Genomic DNA, 17,156 nt, shown 5'->3' with positions numbered 1-17,156 from the left:
GCTGACACAGTAATTGGCAGCTGACACTTATACAAGCTGCAACCTTTATTGAAATCAGGGCATAAAAAAACCGCTGCAAGCAGCGGTTTTTCCAGCTCAAAGAAAATTAGCCCTTGGGATAAGGATGCGCTACACCCTTGTGGCAGTCCACACAGGTCTTTCTGCTTTCAGGATCTTTCTTGAAGTTCATGCTGTGCATTCTAACAGCCATTTTCTTCATGGTTTCAGGCTGGTTTTCATAGATGCGAGTATGACAATGCTGACAGTTGGCTGAGTCATTATCACGGAAGTAGTGCAGTGCTTTGTCAGCCTGCTCTTTACGGTTGGCATCCAACCATTCCTGAGTATTGAAGCCATCGATAGTCAGGAAACCGTAAAGATCCTTGGAAACGATGATCTTTTTCACCAGATAGTCAACCGGGCCGTGAGGCAGGTGACAGTCTTGACACTGAACAGTTACACCGGCACGACCGCCGCCGTGGGCAGAAGCCAGCACTTCATCTTTCAGTGAGTGGTTGCTGTGGCAGGTCATACAGAACGCATCTGTACTGGTTGCATGCAGCGTCTGCTGGGTAGCGAAGTAACCCACAACACCTATCACTATGCCGACAACCAGCAGCGACAGGATGGAATACTTTGCGCTGGGTTTAAAGATTGCACGCCAGTTCATCACTCTTCTCCAAAATAAAATTCTTATATCTATATTGAGCTATTCGTTGTTCTGAAATTTGATTATAAACCAGTTTTCTTTCATTAATCTGACCTGAAAAGTGCAAAATGAGACTTAGCTCTAACTCTCAAGGCCTATTGACGACTGGATTTTAAGTCGGCGCCATATATGCACTTTTCCTAAACCTAATGCATGGCACAGGCTTAATCAAGCATAGTCAATCGAATAATTAACATACAGCCAATTCTCGAAACAATAAATGTGATCCAAGCGACACCTAAGAGGTAATGCACAATTTATTTTGGACAAGAGGAAACTATTTAACCAATATGTCTGTCTATTGAGGCAAGCACCTATCGCGTGCTTTGCCAGACCCAAAGGATAATGATGAGAAGCTTGCTGCTGATACTGACACTGATAATGACGCTGGGACAGGCCATGATGCCTGCTGCTGCGTCTATAGCCGTGTCTGAGCATCAGCCGATGGCGACCATGAACCCATCTGCATCCGCTACCATGACCATGGATATGGACTGCTGCCAAGGCCAGCAACATTGCCCCGACTGCGATCTGGGTATGGATTGCGGCACCATGGGCAACTGTGCCAGCCACTGCACACCAGGTGTAAGCCTGCTTACTACCAGCCACCCTTTGGTGATGACTGGAAGCCAGCAGATTACCCTGCCAAGCTGGAGCCTGCAAACCGCCATACTCTCACAGCAAACACCCCCTCCCAACTCAGTACAGATGTAACTCTGGCCATCAGGCCGCACAGCTTTAGTTAATGTTTTTACATCTGAATATTTTTGGGAGTTCCCACTATGTCTGCATACAAAATTTCTGCATCTCGTTTTAGCGCCGCCCTGTTAGTGATTACCGGCCTGTTTATGGCTCCTGGCAGTTTTGCTGCTGAATTAAACTTGCCGGATAATCTGGCGATCAAGGCTATCGATGGCCAGGCAGTATCCAACTTTGACAGCCACAAACTGGCTGCCGGTGAACATGTCGTTGAGATCCAGTACCGGGATATTTTTGCCGTCAATGCCGATGACTCGGGCGCTTGGGTCAAATCCGGCCCTCTTTACCTGACACTGACAGTGGCTGGACAACAAAGCCTACAACTGCAGTTACCGACTCTGGATACCGAGGTCGAAGCCAACGCCTTTATTCGCAGCCCACAGTTGCAAGTAGTGGATGAAGCCGGCCAGGCTGTTCCTGCCGAGGTAATGACCCATGGGGGCCTGATGGCCGACTGGTTGGCACAGCTGCGCCGCTGAGTTTTCAGAGTGGAGTGAGGCAGAAGGTCAGCCTGCAAACCAATGATTGCCCGAGAATAGCTGAAGATATTTTCGCACTTCTTCAGATGTGAATCACATCAAGGCAAGCATTTTAAAGCATGGTAGACTAATGGGGTTCATTCTCTCTGGAGTTCAAGCTCAAGATGCTATCGGTTCGCCGCCACATCCTGGTTCTGTTTACCATGCTCGCATTGCTCGGGCAGGGTATGCTAACCAATGGACACTGGATGGTACCCACAGCTGAAGCGCATTCCGGGGAAATGCACTCCACGGCGCACCCAATGGCTGCCACCATGGATTGTCACCCTCAACAGACACAGAGCAGTCACTGCTGCGATGACCCGCAAGTTGATACAGTGCTTCCCGACACTGTGAGTCATTGCTGTGAAGGCAAAGGATTCTGCAAGAGTGACTGTAACCATTGTCTGGTGATATCCGTAGCGGGTACCCTCATCGCCGTCGGTTCCTGGCCGGTGATGTCTCAGCCCGAAGCCGCCGTGGCCACGCCTATGCCTCATTTCCACTCTGTTTCTGTTGGCCAGACTATCAAACCACCCATAGTTTGATGCCCACGGCACACTTGTGCCCAAAATCTGCCAATAAATACAATTTTTTATGGGATAAGCCCTAGGAATGCCAGCCGGCGCCTGGTCAAAGCCGTATCCCAAACGGAGTGAATCAATGAAAACCTTTATCAGTGTCCTGATTATTGCCTTACTGTCTGTCACCCTGGCCCGTGCCAGCTTCGCAAACGAACGTGAACATCATCACGGCCAGCAACAAGCCGCCGTAACTGCGGAATATGCTTGCCCCATGCACCCTGAAGTGACGGGTAACAAAGGGGATTCCTGCCCCAAGTGCGGTATGTTCCTGGAAAAACAGCAACAAGCCGGCTACCACTGTCCCATGCATCCTGAAGTGACAGGCAAGAAAGGTGACTCCTGCCCCAAATGTGGTATGAATCTTGAGCCTGTAGCAGGCCAGAAACACCACCACCACTAATCAAGCTGTAGCTGGAGATGAGGCATATGAGCGATTCAAACCGTAAACGCCAACGACTGGCCTGCGCGCTTAGTCTGGTGTTGGCTGTCGGCCCGCAATGGAGTATGCAGGCAATGGCCTTGGGCAATCAGACCCAAGGACAGGAACAACACAAAGATCATCAACATGGGACGGCAACTCAGGAGTATTACTGCCCCATGCATCCGGAAGTCACCAGCCATAAGCCGGGACGTTGCCCCAAGTGCAACATGTTTTTGGTCAAAGATGAGACTACTGAAGCCTTGGCAGAACCAACACAGGCCCTGCAAAAAACCTATGTTTGCCCCATGCATCCGGAAGTGACCAGTCACGAGCCGGGACGCTGCCCCAAATGCAACATGTTCCTGGTTGAAGAGGAAGAAGAGGAGCCCGGTTCCCATGCCGGTCACGCCCAGACTATAGAAACCCAGGTTACAAAAACCAAAGCTGATGACCATAGCCAGCACGCCATGCAGCAGACAAAGCCCGCGTTGGAGATTAAACCTGCACCTCTGGATCAGGGCAAGAACATCAAATATGTCTGCCCCATGCATTCTCATATCATCAGCGATGTGCCGGGCACCTGCCCCATCTGCGGCATGAATCTGGAAAAAGTCGAGATGGGCAGTCACTCGGAAACCGTTGAAATAGATGTCTCAGGCCAGATGCAACAAGCCTTGGCCCTCAAAGTGGCCAAGGTAGAAAGGGACACGTTGTGGAAGTTCGTCAAAACAGTCGGCCAGATAGACTATGACGAGAGCCAGATCAGTCATATCCATGCCAGGGTCAATGGCTGGATTGAAAAGCTTAAAGTAGAGTCTGTCGGTGACAGGGTCGAGAAAGGCCAGCTGCTGTACGAGATCTATTCACCGGATCTGGTCAATGCCCAGGACGACTATCTGTTGGCCCAAGATACCCTGAAACGCTCAGGCAACAGTGCCAACTACCAAGAGCTATTGCGTAAGGCCGGGCTACGTCTTGAACTGCTGGGCATGAACCAAGAGCAGATCAAACAGCTGGCCAAGACTGGCAAGACCCAATACCGGGTTCCTTTCTACGCCCGCGAAAGCGGCATAGTCAAACAGCTCGCGGTGCGTGACGGCATGTATATACAACCTCAGACCGAGGTCATGTCACTGGTCGACCTCTCCAAGGTCTGGGTCATCGCCGACGTGTTTGAAAACGAGCAAAGCTGGCTGGAAGTGGGTCAGGCCGCCGAGGTCAATATCCCCGCCATGGGACTCAAGGGCATAGAAGGCAAGATTGACTATATCTATCCCGAGCTGGATCCCATCACCCGTAGCCTGAGGGTCAGAGTGGTACTCAACAATGATCAAGCGATGGAGCTAAGGCCCAAGACCTTGGCCAAGGTTTCCCTCTATGGTGGCCCCAAACGCGATACTTTGGTGATCCCCCAGGAAGCTTTGATCCAAACAGGCAAGGAGAACCGGGTCATAGTCAAACAGGATGATGCCAGTTTCAGCGCCAGAAAGGTCACTGTCGGCATGCTGAGTCAGGGTAAGGCAGAGATCCTCGAAGGCCTGCATGAAGGCGAAAACGTGGTGATTTCCGGACAATTCCTGCTGGATTCAGAGGCCAGTCTCAAGGGCAGCCTGATGCGCCTGAGCTCAGGCCACCAGCACTAGGAGGCAACATGCTGAAAAAAATCATTGAAGCCTCCATCAAACAAAGGGTGATGGTGCTGATTGTCACCCTGATGGTGACGGTTTGGGGGATTCAGGCGCTGCGTACCACGCCGCTCGACGCCCTGCCGGATCTGTCCGATGTGCAGGTCATCATCAAAACCGCCTATCCGGGACAGGCGCCTAAGCTGGTAGAGGAACAGGTGACCTATCCCTTGTCCACCGCCATGCTGGCCGTGCCCGGGGCCAAGACGGTGCGCGGCTATTCCATGTTCGGTGACTCCTATGTCTATGTGATCTTTGAAGATGGTACAGACATCTATTGGGCCCGCTCCCGGGTATTGGAATACCTGAGCCAGATAAGCAGCCGTCTACCCGAAGGGGTGCAACCCTCACTGGGGCCCGATGCCTCCGGGGTCGGTTGGATCTATGAATATGCCCTGGTAGACCGCAGCGGTAATCTGGACCTTTCGCAACTCAAGAGTTTGCAGGACTGGTATTTGAAGCTGGAATTGCAGAGTGTTGCCGGGGTATCGGAAGTCGCCACAGTCGGTGGCATGGAACAGACCTATCAGATAGTGCTGGAGCCGGACAAGCTGGCGATTTACAAGCTGGACATCGCCTCGGTCAAGCAGGCTATTACCAAGGCCAACAACGAGGCCGGCGGCTCTGTGGTGGAGATGGCCGAAGCCGAGTATATGGTACGCGCCAAGGGCTATCGTCAAACACTGGCGGACTTTCGTGAAATCCCACTGGGGATCACCAGCCCCTCGGGCACACCACTGCTGCTGAAAGACGTTGCCACCGTACGTAAGGGCCCGGCATCCCGCCGTGGCATAGCCGAGCTCGATGGTGAGGGCGAAGTCGTCGGTGGCATCATAGTCATGCGCTATGGGGAAAACGCCCTGGCGACTATCGAGGCGGTGAAAACCAAGCTGGAAGAACTCAAGGCGGGTCTTCCCGAAGGCGTGGAGATAGTTCCCACCTACGACAGATCGCAACTGATTGAAAATTCGGTCGACAACTTGCTGCACAAGGTGCTGGAAGAGATGGTGGTTGTGAGCATTGTTTGCTTGCTGTTTCTGCTGCACGCCCGCTCGACCCTGGTGGCCGTCATCACCCTGCCACTGTCGATACTGATCGCCTTTATTGTGATGAACAAGATGGGGGTTAACGCCAATATCATGAGTCTTGGCGGTATCGCCATCGCCATCGGGGCCGTGGTAGATGGCGCCATTGTGATGATCGAGAATATGCACAAGCACCTCGAGCATTTCAAACAGGACCACCAGCGCCAACCCGACGCCAAAGAGCATTGGAAAATTGTCGCCGAAGCCTCCATTGAGGTGGGCCCGGCACTCTTCTTCTCCTTGCTAATCATTACTCTGAGCTTTGTGCCTGTATTTGCCCTCGAAGCCCAGGAAGGCAGGCTGTTCAGCCCTCTGGCCTATACCAAAACCTTTGCCATGGCCGCCGCAGCTGTGTTGTCGATCACCTTGGTGCCTATCCTGATGGGCTTCTTTATCCGTGGCAAGATCCCCTCGGAAAGCAGCAACCCACTGAGCCGGGTGTTGATAGCCATCTACAAGCCTATGCTCAATGCCGTGCTGCGCTTCCCCAAGTTGACCCTGCTGGCGGCTCTGGTGGCGCTGGCCAGTGCCTGGTATCCGGTGAGTCATATGGGCAGCGAGTTTATGCCCGAGCTCGAGGAAGGGGATCTCCTGTACATGCCAACAGCCTTGCCTGGCATCAGTGCCAGCAAGGCCGCCGAAGTGCTGCAGCAAACCGACCGGCTGATCAAAACCGTTCCGGAAGTGGCGCGGGTGTTTGGCAAGGTTGGCCGCGCCGAAACCGCCACGGATCCTGCGCCATTGACCATGCTGGAAACCACCATAATGCTCAAACCCAAAGAGCAGTGGCGCGAAGGCATGGATCTCGACGGCATTATTGCCCAGCTGCAAAGTACGGTAAAAGTGCCCGGTCTCACCAACGCCTGGGTACAGCCGATCAAGACCCGTATCGACATGCTGTCTACCGGTATCAAGACGCCTGTGGGGATTAAGATCACCGGCGCCGATGTTAATCAACTGCAGGAGATAGGGGCCCAGATAGAAGCGATTCTATCGGCGCAGCCTCATACCAAGTCGGCCTATGCCGAGCGGGTAGGTGGCGGCCGCTACATAGACATCACGCCGAAACTCGAGGTGACCTCCAGATATGGCATGACCCTGAGCGATATTCAGGACGTAGTACGTTACGCCATAGGTGGCATGAATATCGGTGAGTCAGTTCAAGGTGCCGAGCGCTATCCCATCAACCTGCGCTATCCAAGAGACTTGCGAGACAATATCGAAAAGCTCAGAGAGCTGCCGGTGATCACCAAGAGTGGCCACTATCTGCCGCTGCGCAATCTGGCCGACATCGAAATCACGGATGGCGCGCCTATGCTCAAGAGTGAGAATGGTCGTTTGATCTCCTGGGTATTTGTCGATATCGGCGGCACGTCCATCGGTGAGTATATCGAAGCCGTCAAGCCGGTATTGGAGCAGGAGCTCAAGCTGCCGGCCAGGTACAGCTACAGCTTTGCCGGCCAGTATGAGTATATGCAGCGGGTCGATGCCAAACTGCAGCAAGTGATCCCCATGGCACTGGCGGTGATCTTCATACTGCTGATGATGACCTTCGGCTCATCCATGCAGGCCAGCATCATTATGCTGTCGCTGCCGTTTGCCTTGGTGGGCAGTACCTGGTTGCTGTATCTGCTGGACTACAACATGTCGGTCGCTGTCGCGGTGGGCATGATAGCCCTTGCCGGGGTCGCCGCCGAGTTTGGTGTGGTCATGCTGGTGTATCTCAACAATGCCATCAAGCACAAGCAGGACAGAGGCGAATACCACAGAGTGGAGGACCTCAAGGACGCCCTGATTGAAGGTGCGGTAATGCGGATCCGCCCCAAGGCGATGACAGTGGCGACCATCTTCTTCGGTCTGCTCCCGATTATGTGGGGCGCAGGTTCGGGCAACGATGTGATGCAGAAAATTGCCGCGCCCATGGTCGGTGGTATGGTTACCGCCCCCGTGCTGTCGCTCTTTGTTCTTCCGGCGCTCTATCTGCTGATCTACCGTCGTCATTTAAGCAAGGCTAAGGCTGAATAAGCAAACAGATGCTCGCAAAAACGGCTGCCAATGCAGCCGTTTTTATTGGATTGAGCTCAGAGTTACACCACTTCACCGGCGGCGTAGCCGGAACTCCAGGCCCACTGGAAGTTATAACCGCCGAGCCAGCCACTGACATCCACCACTTCACCGATAAAATAGAGTCCGGGATGACGCTTGGCCGCCATGGTCTTGGAGGATAACTCATCGGTATCCACACCGCCCAGAGTCACCTCGGCGGTGCGATAACCCTCGGTGCCGCCGGGTTGGATCTGCCAGCAGTGGAAATAACTGTCCAGCGCCGCCACATCTGTCTTGGACAGTTGGTTAAGGTTCTTGTTGGGTAATTCACCCAGCTCCAGCAGCCTCTCAACCAAGCGCTTAGGTAACAACCGAGATAATCCATTTTTAAGCGACAATTTTGGTGATTCAGCAGTAATTGTTTTGCACCAATCGACAAAATCCAGGTCCGGTAGTAAATCAAAAAGCACACTCTGGCCTGGCTGCCAGTAGGAGGAGATCTGCAGCACAGCCGGCCCGGACAAACCTCTGTGGGTGAATAACATGGCTTCTCTAAACTGCCTGCCGCACTCGGCTTTGGCGATAACCGGCAAGCTGATACCGGACAGGCCTTCAAACCTGGCCTTGTCTTCTGGCTGTAAGGTAAAGGGAACCAGCCCGGCAGTGGTCGGCAGCACCTTGATGGCAAACTGCTCGGCGATGCGGAATCCAAACGGCGTAGCCCCGAGCTTGGGCATGGACAAGCCACCAGTGGCTATCACCAGTGATTCACAACGGTATTCCCCTTCACTGGTTTGCAGGCTGTAACCGCCATCTGTGGCTGCCACAGACAGAATTTCGGTCCGCAGCTGAATTTTGACTCCGGCCCAATCGCACTCTGTGGTCAGCATATCAACAATGTCTTTAGCCGAGTCATCACAAAACAGCTGTCCGAGAGTCTTCTCGTGATAATCGATGCCGTGCCGCTCGACCATGGCGATAAAGTCCCACTGGCTGAAACGAGCCAGCGCCGACTTGACGAAGTGTGGGTTACTGCAGAGATAGGCGCCCGGTTCAATGTTCTGATTGGTGAAGTTGCAGCGACCGCCGCCACTGATCAGAATTTTGCGCCCCAGTTGTTTGGCGTTATCCAGCAAGAGGACATCCCGGCCCCGATATCCGGCAGTGAGGGCACACATTAACCCTGCGGCGCCAGCGCCGATAATGATCACCTGATGCTGTTTAACTGACATAACGCTCACTCTCGGGCCCAACAGGGGGCAATAAAAAAGGACGCTATTCTAGCATCCTTTTCCGGGATTGGAGATGGCTCAGTCTGCCGAGGTTTCCGACTTCTTCTCTCTGGCCAGCAGTTCTTTGGCCGCATCAATAGGCGATTTGCCCTGATACAACACCTGATAGATCTGCTCGGTGATCGGCATCTCTACCCCCAAGCGCTTGGCCAAGGTGTAGACCTCTTTGGTGTTACGGTACCCTTCAACCACCTGACCGATTTCAGCCTGGGCAGTATCGACATCACAACCCTTACCCAATGCCAAACCAAAGCGACGGTTGCGCGATTGGTTATCGGTACAGGTCAGCACCAGGTCCCCAAGACCCGCCATTCCCATAAAGGTAGAAGCATGGGCGCCCAAGGCTTCCCCCAGACGGCTCAACTCCACCAGACCTCGGGTGATCAGGGCTGTACGGGCATTGGCACCAAAGCCTATACCGTCGGACATGCCGGCACCTATGGCGATGACATTCTTGACCGCGCCACCGAGTTGCAGGCCGATAAAGTCGTCATTGGCATAGACTCTCAGACGTTTGGGGCTGTGCAACAGCTCCACCAGATCCTGGGTAAACTGGGCATCGGTACCGGCCACTGAGATGGCGGTTGGTAAACCTGCCGCCAGCTCTTTGGCAAAAGTCGGTCCGGACAATACCGCCAGCGGATACTTCTCCCCCAGCACATCGCGGGCAACATCCTGCAACAGGCGACCACTTTCCGGCTCCAGCCCCTTGGTGGCCCAAATGATGCGGGCATCATCACGCAGCAGAGGCTTGGCCTGAGCCAGCACATCAGCAAAAACGTGACTTGGTACCACCACCAGAATATTCCGCGACGCCGCCAATGCTTTGGCCAGATCGGCTTCCATCACCAGGGAGTCGGGAAAGGCTATCCCGGGAAGAAAGGCTTGGTTGCTGCGCTCGGCAGCGAGTTTGGCCACATGCTCGGGCTCATGCCCCCACAACAGGGTGCTGTGTCCATTGCTGGCCAAAGAAATGGCAAGGGCGGTGCCATAAGAGCCCGCCCCCAATACCGTTATTTCGGCAGTGTCTTTCATCGGCTGATTACGCGTTCGCTTCTTCGGCCGGAGCTTGCTCTGCGGCGGCTTGACGCTGCTGCACATACTGAGCGAACAGGGCGTCGAAGTTCACAGGAGCCAGGTTCAGCTGTGGGAAAGTACCACGGGATACTAGGCTTGCCACAGTTTCACGGGCATAAGGGAACAGGATGTTAGGGCAGTAAGCACCCAGAGAATGAGCCAGTTGAGGATCACTCAGACCTGAGATAGAGAAGATACCGGCTTGTTGTACTTCACACAGGAACGCAGTTTCTTCACCGTTTTTGGCAGTCACAGTCAGTGACAGTACCACTTCAAATACATCATCGGCCAACTTGGCGCTGCGGGTATCCAGATCCAGCTTAACTTCAGGATTCCACTCTTTCTGGAATACCGCTGGGCTGTTAGGGGTTTCGAAAGAAACGTCCTTGATATACACACGTTGAATGTTGAACTGTGGGGCTTGTTGTTCGTTGTTTGCTACTTCAGCCATAATTCCTACCTATCCATTTAGTCTCGGCTTGCAATGAGCCGGTGTTTGGGGCGTATGTTACTCGGGTCGGTTGCGACTCCCAGTCATCATCCCTGTTATTCATCTGTTCAGCGCCGGAACAGAACTCAGGATGCCGGTTGCCACTTCAGCATGGCCCACTCTACTAATAGAAGGACGCAGGATGCAATGACAACCGCCGACACTCATTATCTTTTGCTTTTGGACACAGGCATATTTGCTGCCTGCCAATCACCCATACCACCTTTGAGGTTAAAGACTTTTTCAAAGCCTTGCTTAACCAAAATCTGAGCCGCTTGAGATGAGGTCATGCCAGCGTTGCATACCAGTATAATGGGTGTGGTTTTGTACTTTTCAAGGTTAGCGATTTGATTATTTTTGATGTCGGCCATAGGTACATTCTGGGCATTGATAATATGCGCCTTACGGAAGTCGGCATTGGCACGCACATCTATCACCTTGGCATCTTCTTTATTCATCAGGAAAATCGCCTGCTGATGATCAACGGTTTTAACCTTGGAGAAGCCGGATTTGAACAGGGTTACCACCACGGCTATAAACAAACCTACCCAGGCCAGGCTCAGCATGGGGTGGGCTTTAAGAAACTCTACATATTCCTGCATTTTTAACTGCCTGTTATCTATTGGGCCATTTAGGACAAGCGCAGAGTATACCCAGAGGCCAGGCAGATTGCAGCTGTTTCACAGCAGTTTTGCCCCTTGAGTCGGCGTTAAGGCGCGGTCCGCCCTATTATCACAATCGGGGCAAATGGCTTTTGCCCTCAGGACAGACGTAGTAATATTTAACCAATTTCAGATTTGACCGATTCTTTCAACTTTACAGGTATCAACATGAAGACAAGCAAACGTCCTTTGGCACTGCTTATTCTGGACGGCTGGGGTTATCGTGAGGGCACGCATATGAATGCCGTCCATCACGCCAACACGCCGGTTCTCGACAGACTCAACGCCGAATACGCCCACAGTTTGATTTCCGGCTCAGGTAAAGATGTAGGTTTGCCTGACGGGCAGATGGGCAACTCTGAAGTGGGCCATATCAATATTGGTTCCGGCCGTATCGTTTATCAGGAACTGACCCGCATCAGCAAGGCCATTGAAGATGGCGAATTTGAGCAAACCCAAGCACTTATCGAGGCGGTCGACGCTGCCATCAAGGCAGACGGCGCAGTACACATCATGGGACTGTTGTCACCCGGCGGTGTTCACAGCCATGAAGATCATCTTGAAGCCATGTGCCGCATGGCCGTCAAGCGCGGTGCCAAGCAGGTTTACCTGCACGCCTTCCTCGATGGGCGTGACACCCCACCACGCAGCGCCAAAGCCAGCTTGGAACGCTTCGACAAACTGTTTGCCGAATTGGGCCGAGGTCGCATAGCCTCCATCGTTGGCCGCTACTATGCCATGGACAGGGACAACCGTTGGGACCGAGTCTCCCAAGCCTACGATCTGATCACTCAAGGTCAGGGGAAATACAGTGCCGACTCTGCCGTAGCCGCGCTGGAAGCTGCCTATGACCGCGATGAAAACGATGAGTTTGTTGCCGCAACTGCGATTCTGGATCAAGGTAAGGCCACAACACTGCACGATGGCGATGCACTGATTTTCATGAACTTCCGTGCCGACCGCGCCAGACAGATCACCCGCGCCTTCGTCAATCCGGATTTCGATGGTTTTGAACGCGCAGTGACGCCCAAGGTTAACTTTGTCATGCTCACCGAGTATGCCGCCGATATCAAAGCCCCGGTAGCCTTCCCATCGGAAGACCTAGTCAACACTCTGGGCGAAGTACTGCAGAATCGCGGCCTGACCCAGCTGCGTATTTCAGAAACCGAGAAATACGCCCACGTAACCTTCTTCTTCAATGGCGGTAAAGAACAACCATTCGAGGGTGAAGACCGTATTCTGATCAATTCACCCAAAGTCGCTACCTATGACTTGCAACCTGAGATGAGTTCGACAGAGCTGACAGATAAGTTGGTTGAAGCTATTGAATCAACTAAATATGATGTCATTATCTGTAACTACCCCAACGGTGACATGGTAGGTCATACCGGCAAGTTTGATGCTGCGGTCAAGGCTTGCGAAGCTGTAGATGCCTGCATAGGCCGAGTAGTGGACGCACTGGCCAAGGTAGATGGTGAGTGCATTATCACTGCCGACCACGGCAACGCCGAGCAGATGGTGGACGAAACCACAGGCCAGGCTCATACCGCCCACACCAGTGAGCTGGTGCCCTTTATCTATGTCGGTCGCAAGGCCACAATCGATGAAGGTGGCCGCCTGAGTGATATCGCACCAACCATGCTGACACTGATGGGACAGAGCATTCCTGACGAAATGACAGGGCGTCCGTTAATCCATACAAAAGAGTAACACTGACCCGGTGCAGAAGCGTATTTTAGCCAAAGCCAGCATACTTGCTGGCTTTCTCGTGTTTTCCTCTCAGCTGCAGGCATCCGATCTGGAGCGGCGTCAGTCCGAGTTAAAGGCACTGCAATCCCAGATCACCGCCCAGCAAAACGCTCTGAGAGACACAGGCAAACAGCGGGAAAAACTGCTGCAACTGCTGAAAAAAGACGAGCAGGCTATCGCAGATGCCGCCCGTAAGGTCAACCAAACTGAAAATGCTCTCAGCGATGCCGAAAAGCGTCTGTCCGAGCTGAAGCTAAGAGCCGCACAGCTGGACAAGCTCAAAGAAAGCCAACAGCAAACCCTGGCCAAACAGCTAACCAGTGCTTATCTCGCCGGGAATCATGATTACAGTAAGATGCTGCTCAACCAGCAAGACCCGGCCACCATAGAACGGATGCTGGCCTACTATGACTTTCTCAACAAGGCCAGAATGCAGGCCATAGAACAACTGAAACAAACCCGCCAGGAATTGTCGGCGGTACAGCAGAGCGAGCAGCAGGAACGCAATCGACTCAACAAGCTGGTACTGGATCAAAAGGCTCAATCCAAGCGCCTCAATCAAGAACAGGATCAGCGACAACAGACATTGAAAGAACTGCAACGCACCATCAGCAGTAAGGCCTCAGAACTGGAGCAACTGCAGATAGAAGAAGCCTCGCTGAAACGGGTTGTAGAGCAAGCCCTGGCTGCCATGCGTGATAGCCCAAGCATGGATGGATTGGCCAAGTCCCGCGGCTCACTCAATTGGCCCACCAAGGGCAGGATCAAAAACAGCTTTGGCAGTCAGCGCTCCGGCAATGTGCGCTGGAAAGGTGTCATGTTATCGGCCCCGGAGGGCCAGTCTATCAGCGCCGTAGCCGCCGGCAAGGTGATCTATGCCGACTGGCTGCGCGGTTTTGGTATGGTGTTGGTTGTCGACCATGGCAAAGGCTTTATGAGCCTTTATGGCCACGCCCAGGCATTGCTGAAAGATGCAGGAGATACGGTCAAGGCCGGCGAAGCTGTAGCACTGGTAGGACGTTCCGGAGGACAAACCGAGCCTGGCCTATACTTTGAAATAAGGCATAAGGGGCAAGCTGTCGATCCGGCAAATTACTGTCGGCGTTAATCATCAGCCCCCTGCACTTCAAAGGGGGCAACATGGGCAACTCTATTCGCAACCTGCTGTATATCGGTCTTGGTATAGTCATGGGAATCTCTCTCAGCCTGGCTAGCCACGAAAACTTTCCCAAACCCAACCACACTCACGAGCTTTCATTGCTGCTGGATGTGATGGATACAGTGGAAACCTACTACGTCAGGGACATCAGCCGCAGGGAACTTGTCGACGCCGCCATTGAAGGCATATTTCAACGTCTCGACCCTTATTCCAGTTTTCTGAAACCCGAGCAGATGAACAGCCTCAGGGACAGCAACCGAGGGGAATACTTCGGCTACGGCTTTGAAGTGTCCACCGAAGGGGAAAAACTCAGAATTATCGCGCCCTTCCCCGGCTCTCCGGCCGAACAAGCCGGGATCATGGCCGGCGATATTGTTACTGCCGTCAATGGTGAGAGTATTGCCAAGCAGTCTCTGGAAGAAGTGCTTAGCCAAATAAAACACTTCAGCAGCAGCAACCGTGAGTTATCGCTGCAGCTCCATCATGCTCACTCGGATGTCAGCTTTGAAGTCAGCCTTAAACCGGCCACTATCAGCGTCCACTCTGTGCTTGGGAAAATGCTGACCAACGACATTGGCTATATTCGCCTGGCAAGTTTTCAGGAAGATTCGACCCGCGACATAGTCCATCTGTTGAGCGAGTGGCAACTGCAGCCACTAAATGGTTTGATTCTGGATTTGCGCAACAATCCCGGAGGCTTGCTGGATCAAGCGATTCGAATTGCCGATCTGTTTCTGGATAAGGGCCGTATAGTCGCCACCGAAGGGCGCTTCTTCGATGCCAACTCAGATTACTATGCATCTCCGCAAACCATGCTGGCCGGCGTGCCCATATTAGTGCTGATCAATCGCGGTTCAGCTTCAGCATCCGAAGTGCTGGCGGCGGCGCTGCAGGAGAACAACCGTGCCAAGGTGATAGGTGAAACCAGCTTCGGTAAAGGTACAGTACAAAGCCTGATCCCAACACTTGTCGATGGTAATGCCATCAAGCTGACGATAGCCCGCTATACCACACCCAAGGGCCAGGATATCAATGCCAAAGGGGTGGAACCCGATATAAAAATCGCACCCAATACTGTTTCCGATAACAAAACTGTGCCTATAATCGACCTCATATCTCCCCATGCAGATACTGCCAGCGATAGAGCCATCAACTCGGCGGTGGCATGGATACAATCAAATAAATAAAATTAATATAAAACGTGCGCTATTGTTTCTACTTACTACTGCTGGTCGTAAGTTGCTCTCCCGCGTGGGGAGCCAGACTGGCAATCGTTATCGATGATATAGGTTACCGCCATACAGATGAGGCCGCCCTGTCCTTGCCTTCAGCTGTGACCTTGTCTGTATTGCCACATACCCCTCTCGGGCAACAACTGGCTCGCCAGGCTCACAGCAAAGGCCACGAAATCATGGTGCACCTCCCCATGCAGGCGCTTAACGGCAAGGCCATGGGGCCTGGTGGGCTCAACAACCAGATGTCAGAAACCGAGTTTAAAGCAACCCTCAAGAGAGCTTTGCAGAGCGTGCCCTTTGCCAAGGGAAGCAACAACCATATGGGGAGCCTGTTGACTCAACTTGAGCAACCTATGGGCTGGTTAATGGAAGTATTGCATCAGGAAGAGCACTTCTTTATCGACAGTGTTACCACACGCTACACCAAGGCAGGAGATAAGGCCGATGCCCTCGGCGTTCCGCTGCTGAGACGTCAGGTGTTCTTGGATAATCAGCTAACCGAGCAGGCTTTCGAAAGACAATTGGACTTGGCAATAGCCAAGGCCCAAAGCGAGGGTGAAGCCTTGATGATAGCTCACCCTTACCCAGAGAGTATGCAGTTCCTCAAGAAGAGACTGCCAGAGCTGGCAAAGATAGGGGTCACTCTGGTGCCGGCTTCCAACTTACTGCCAATCTCATGGGCTCAGAAGCAGAATACAAGCGGTGAAAAACTCTGACTAGAGTTGCAGTACAGGGATATCCAGATCCGGCAGCAAGGCTCGCAACTCCTGTTGGTTACTGACAATATCGGCCAGCGTATAACGGTCGAGCACAGCCAGATAGGCATTCACAGCTTGAGCCAGAACCCCTTTCAGCTGACAAGCAGGAGTCAATCGACAATAAGGCTTGCTGCAATCAATAGGCGCCAGTGAGTTTTCCAGTGCCCTCACCAGTTCGCCGACATTGATCTTCTCTGGAGCCATCCCCAAACGAAAACCACCACTCTTTCCACGTATAGTTTGCAGATAACCCAGCTTACCCAGGTGATGTACTATCTTGGAGACATGATTAGGTGAAAGATCAAAAACCTCTGTGATCTCTGCGATTCGAAACAAAGTCTCACGCTCCGGTTGAATCGCCAGGTACATAAGAGTTCTTATTCCAAAATCTGTATAACGCGTTAACTGCATCTTTCACCTTCAGGAAGAGGTTTCCACCTCTAAAGAGCCTATCAGCCAGAGCGCCTCTTCGTTGCTGTTACCACATACATCGACCGATGCCGAGAATTCGCTGCACACATCGGGACGTTCAGAGGAACCAAAGAGGCGACATAGATTGTTGTCATCCAGTTGCACACAGCGAACCCCTGCGGGTTTACCTCCCGGCATCCCGGGTATGGCACTACTGATGGAGGGTGCAATGCAACAGGCCCCGCAACCGATACGACAATCCACAATCATCACCTGTAATAGAATATGACTATTATAACGACAAAAAATTTTCGGGTAAGTACTCAAGTCACAGACTCAAGCGAATCCTACAGCCAAAGCGAATATAACAATAGCGCTTATGCATTCTCTATAGTCAACCTCAAGGACCTGGGTTCTACAGGTCGCAGGGATGATTCCCAGTAAATTTGCAGAAAAGAATCAAACGAAAAAAGCCTCATCTTTCGATGAGGCTTTCTCTTTAAGTTGGCGGAGCGG

The 17,156-nt window shown here is 52.8% G+C and carries 17 protein-coding genes; 10 read left to right on the top strand and 7 right to left on the bottom strand.

Translation table 11 applies throughout. The features are described 5' to 3' along the window. Positions 1-106 precede the first annotated feature (106 nt). Positions 107-670, bottom strand: a complete 564-nt coding sequence (locus tag ON072_RS13635; RefSeq protein ID WP_025010834.1) for a NapC/NirT family cytochrome c — start codon at positions 668-670, stop codon at positions 107-109. 384 nt (positions 671-1,054) lie between these two features. On the opposite strand from ON072_RS13635, the gene ON072_RS13630 reads away from it, so the two are divergent. The 6 genes from ON072_RS13630 to ON072_RS13605 all read left to right on the top strand — a co-directional run bounded on the left by ON072_RS13630 (position 1,055) and on the right by ON072_RS13605 (position 7,786). After that, positions 1,055-1,423, top strand: coding sequence for a hypothetical protein (locus tag ON072_RS13630; protein ID WP_141250920.1), 369 nt, complete (start codon positions 1,055-1,057; stop codon positions 1,421-1,423). Positions 1,424-1,491: 68 nt separating this feature from the next. Further along, the gene (locus ON072_RS13625; protein ID WP_144224318.1) at positions 1,492-1,947 is read left to right on the top strand and encodes a DUF2057 family protein; all 456 of its coding nucleotides are present in this window, start codon (positions 1,492-1,494) and stop codon (positions 1,945-1,947) included. A gap of 248 nt (positions 1,948-2,195) precedes the next feature. Next, positions 2,196-2,534, top strand: coding sequence for a hypothetical protein (locus ON072_RS13620; protein ID WP_313955046.1), 339 nt, complete (start codon positions 2,196-2,198; stop codon positions 2,532-2,534). A gap of 115 nt (positions 2,535-2,649) precedes the next feature. Beyond that, complete coding sequence (locus ON072_RS13615; RefSeq protein ID WP_025010837.1) at positions 2,650-2,970, top strand: heavy metal-binding domain-containing protein; 321 nt, start codon at positions 2,650-2,652, stop codon at positions 2,968-2,970. Between the two features lie 26 nt (positions 2,971-2,996). Continuing rightward, complete coding sequence (locus ON072_RS13610; protein WP_144224314.1) at positions 2,997-4,634, top strand: efflux RND transporter periplasmic adaptor subunit; 1,638 nt, start codon at positions 2,997-2,999, stop codon at positions 4,632-4,634. An 8-nt stretch (positions 4,635-4,642) separates the two neighbouring features. After that, positions 4,643-7,786, top strand: coding sequence for an efflux RND transporter permease subunit (locus ON072_RS13605; protein WP_107352983.1), 3,144 nt, complete (start codon positions 4,643-4,645; stop codon positions 7,784-7,786). A gap of 62 nt (positions 7,787-7,848) precedes the next feature. Here the strand turns inward: ON072_RS13605 and ON072_RS13600 are convergent, their stop codons facing one another. The 4 genes from ON072_RS13600 to ON072_RS13585 form a co-directional block, all read right to left on the bottom strand. Next, positions 7,849-9,039 carry an NAD(P)/FAD-dependent oxidoreductase gene (locus ON072_RS13600; RefSeq protein ID WP_144224312.1) on the bottom strand — a complete coding sequence of 397 codons (1,191 nt, stop codon included), beginning with the start codon at positions 9,037-9,039 and terminating at the stop codon, positions 7,849-7,851. A gap of 78 nt (positions 9,040-9,117) precedes the next feature. After that, complete coding sequence (gene gpsA / locus ON072_RS13595) at positions 9,118-10,134, bottom strand: NAD(P)H-dependent glycerol-3-phosphate dehydrogenase (protein WP_025888167.1); 1,017 nt, start codon at positions 10,132-10,134, stop codon at positions 9,118-9,120. Positions 10,135-10,141: 7 nt separating this feature from the next. Continuing rightward, a complete protein-coding gene (secB, locus tag ON072_RS13590) occupies positions 10,142-10,627 on the bottom strand; it encodes a protein-export chaperone SecB (RefSeq protein ID WP_025010842.1) in 486 nt (161 codons plus the stop codon). 206 nt (positions 10,628-10,833) lie between these two features. Continuing rightward, a complete protein-coding gene (locus tag ON072_RS13585; protein ID WP_025888165.1) occupies positions 10,834-11,268 on the bottom strand; it encodes a rhodanese-like domain-containing protein in 435 nt (144 codons plus the stop codon). A 228-nt stretch (positions 11,269-11,496) separates the two neighbouring features. Here ON072_RS13585 and gpmM point away from each other — a divergent pair, with 228 nt between their 5' ends. Genes gpmM through ON072_RS13565 form a run of 4 tightly spaced genes read left to right on the top strand, consistent with a single transcriptional unit; the run spans position 11,497 to position 16,187 of the window. After that, positions 11,497-13,038: a 2,3-bisphosphoglycerate-independent phosphoglycerate mutase gene (gene gpmM, locus ON072_RS13580; RefSeq protein ID WP_101058651.1), complete on the top strand. Its 1,542-nt coding sequence runs from the start codon at positions 11,497-11,499 to the stop codon at positions 13,036-13,038. Positions 13,039-13,048: 10 nt separating this feature from the next. Next, positions 13,049-14,185 (top strand): murein hydrolase activator EnvC family protein, encoded by a 1,137-nt coding sequence (locus ON072_RS13575; protein ID WP_101058650.1) that lies wholly within the window; start codon positions 13,049-13,051, stop codon positions 14,183-14,185. A gap of 32 nt (positions 14,186-14,217) precedes the next feature. After that, positions 14,218-15,423, top strand: coding sequence for a S41 family peptidase (locus tag ON072_RS13570; RefSeq protein ID WP_144224310.1), 1,206 nt, complete (start codon positions 14,218-14,220; stop codon positions 15,421-15,423). Positions 15,424-15,437: 14 nt separating this feature from the next. Next, positions 15,438-16,187, top strand: a complete 750-nt coding sequence (locus ON072_RS13565) for a divergent polysaccharide deacetylase family protein (protein WP_093981665.1) — start codon at positions 15,438-15,440, stop codon at positions 16,185-16,187. On the opposite strand, the gene ON072_RS13560 is transcribed toward ON072_RS13565, so the two are convergent. Beyond that, positions 16,188-16,640 (bottom strand): Rrf2 family transcriptional regulator, encoded by a 453-nt coding sequence (locus tag ON072_RS13560; protein WP_025010845.1) that lies wholly within the window; start codon positions 16,638-16,640, stop codon positions 16,188-16,190. A gap of 9 nt (positions 16,641-16,649) precedes the next feature. After that, a complete protein-coding gene (locus tag ON072_RS13555) occupies positions 16,650-16,904 on the bottom strand; it encodes a YkgJ family cysteine cluster protein (protein WP_025010846.1) in 255 nt (84 codons plus the stop codon). Positions 16,905-17,156 lie beyond the last annotated feature (252 nt).

This window comes from Shewanella sp. K8, assembly GCF_028823715.1.
Lineage (GTDB): Bacteria > Pseudomonadota > Gammaproteobacteria > Enterobacterales > Shewanellaceae > Shewanella > Shewanella algae.
Note: the sequence above shows the minus strand (reverse complement) of the source record. Positions and strands in the feature narration are given on the sequence as shown.

Coding starts and splice junctions, on each gene's coding strand:
- ON072_RS13635 (WP_025010834.1), bottom strand. CDS start 670: ATGAACTGGCGTGCAATCTTTAAACCCAGCGCAAAGTATTCCATCCTG.
- ON072_RS13630 (WP_141250920.1), top strand. CDS start 1,055: ATGATGAGAAGCTTGCTGCTGATACTGACACTGATAATGACGCTGGGA.
- ON072_RS13625 (WP_144224318.1), top strand. CDS start 1,492: ATGTCTGCATACAAAATTTCTGCATCTCGTTTTAGCGCCGCCCTGTTA.
- ON072_RS13620 (WP_313955046.1), top strand. CDS start 2,196: ATGGTACCCACAGCTGAAGCGCATTCCGGGGAAATGCACTCCACGGCG.
- ON072_RS13615 (WP_025010837.1), top strand. CDS start 2,650: ATGAAAACCTTTATCAGTGTCCTGATTATTGCCTTACTGTCTGTCACC.
- ON072_RS13610 (WP_144224314.1), top strand. CDS start 2,997: ATGAGCGATTCAAACCGTAAACGCCAACGACTGGCCTGCGCGCTTAGT.
- ON072_RS13605 (WP_107352983.1), top strand. CDS start 4,643: ATGCTGAAAAAAATCATTGAAGCCTCCATCAAACAAAGGGTGATGGTG.
- ON072_RS13600 (WP_144224312.1), bottom strand. CDS start 9,039: ATGTCAGTTAAACAGCATCAGGTGATCATTATCGGCGCTGGCGCCGCA.
- gpsA (WP_025888167.1), bottom strand. CDS start 10,134: ATGAAAGACACTGCCGAAATAACGGTATTGGGGGCGGGCTCTTATGGC.
- secB (WP_025010842.1), bottom strand. CDS start 10,627: ATGGCTGAAGTAGCAAACAACGAACAACAAGCCCCACAGTTCAACATT.
- ON072_RS13585 (WP_025888165.1), bottom strand. CDS start 11,268: ATGCAGGAATATGTAGAGTTTCTTAAAGCCCACCCCATGCTGAGCCTG.
- gpmM (WP_101058651.1), top strand. CDS start 11,497: ATGAAGACAAGCAAACGTCCTTTGGCACTGCTTATTCTGGACGGCTGG.
- ON072_RS13570 (WP_144224310.1), top strand. CDS start 14,218: ATGGGCAACTCTATTCGCAACCTGCTGTATATCGGTCTTGGTATAGTC.
- ON072_RS13560 (WP_025010845.1), bottom strand. CDS start 16,640: ATGCAGTTAACGCGTTATACAGATTTTGGAATAAGAACTCTTATGTAC.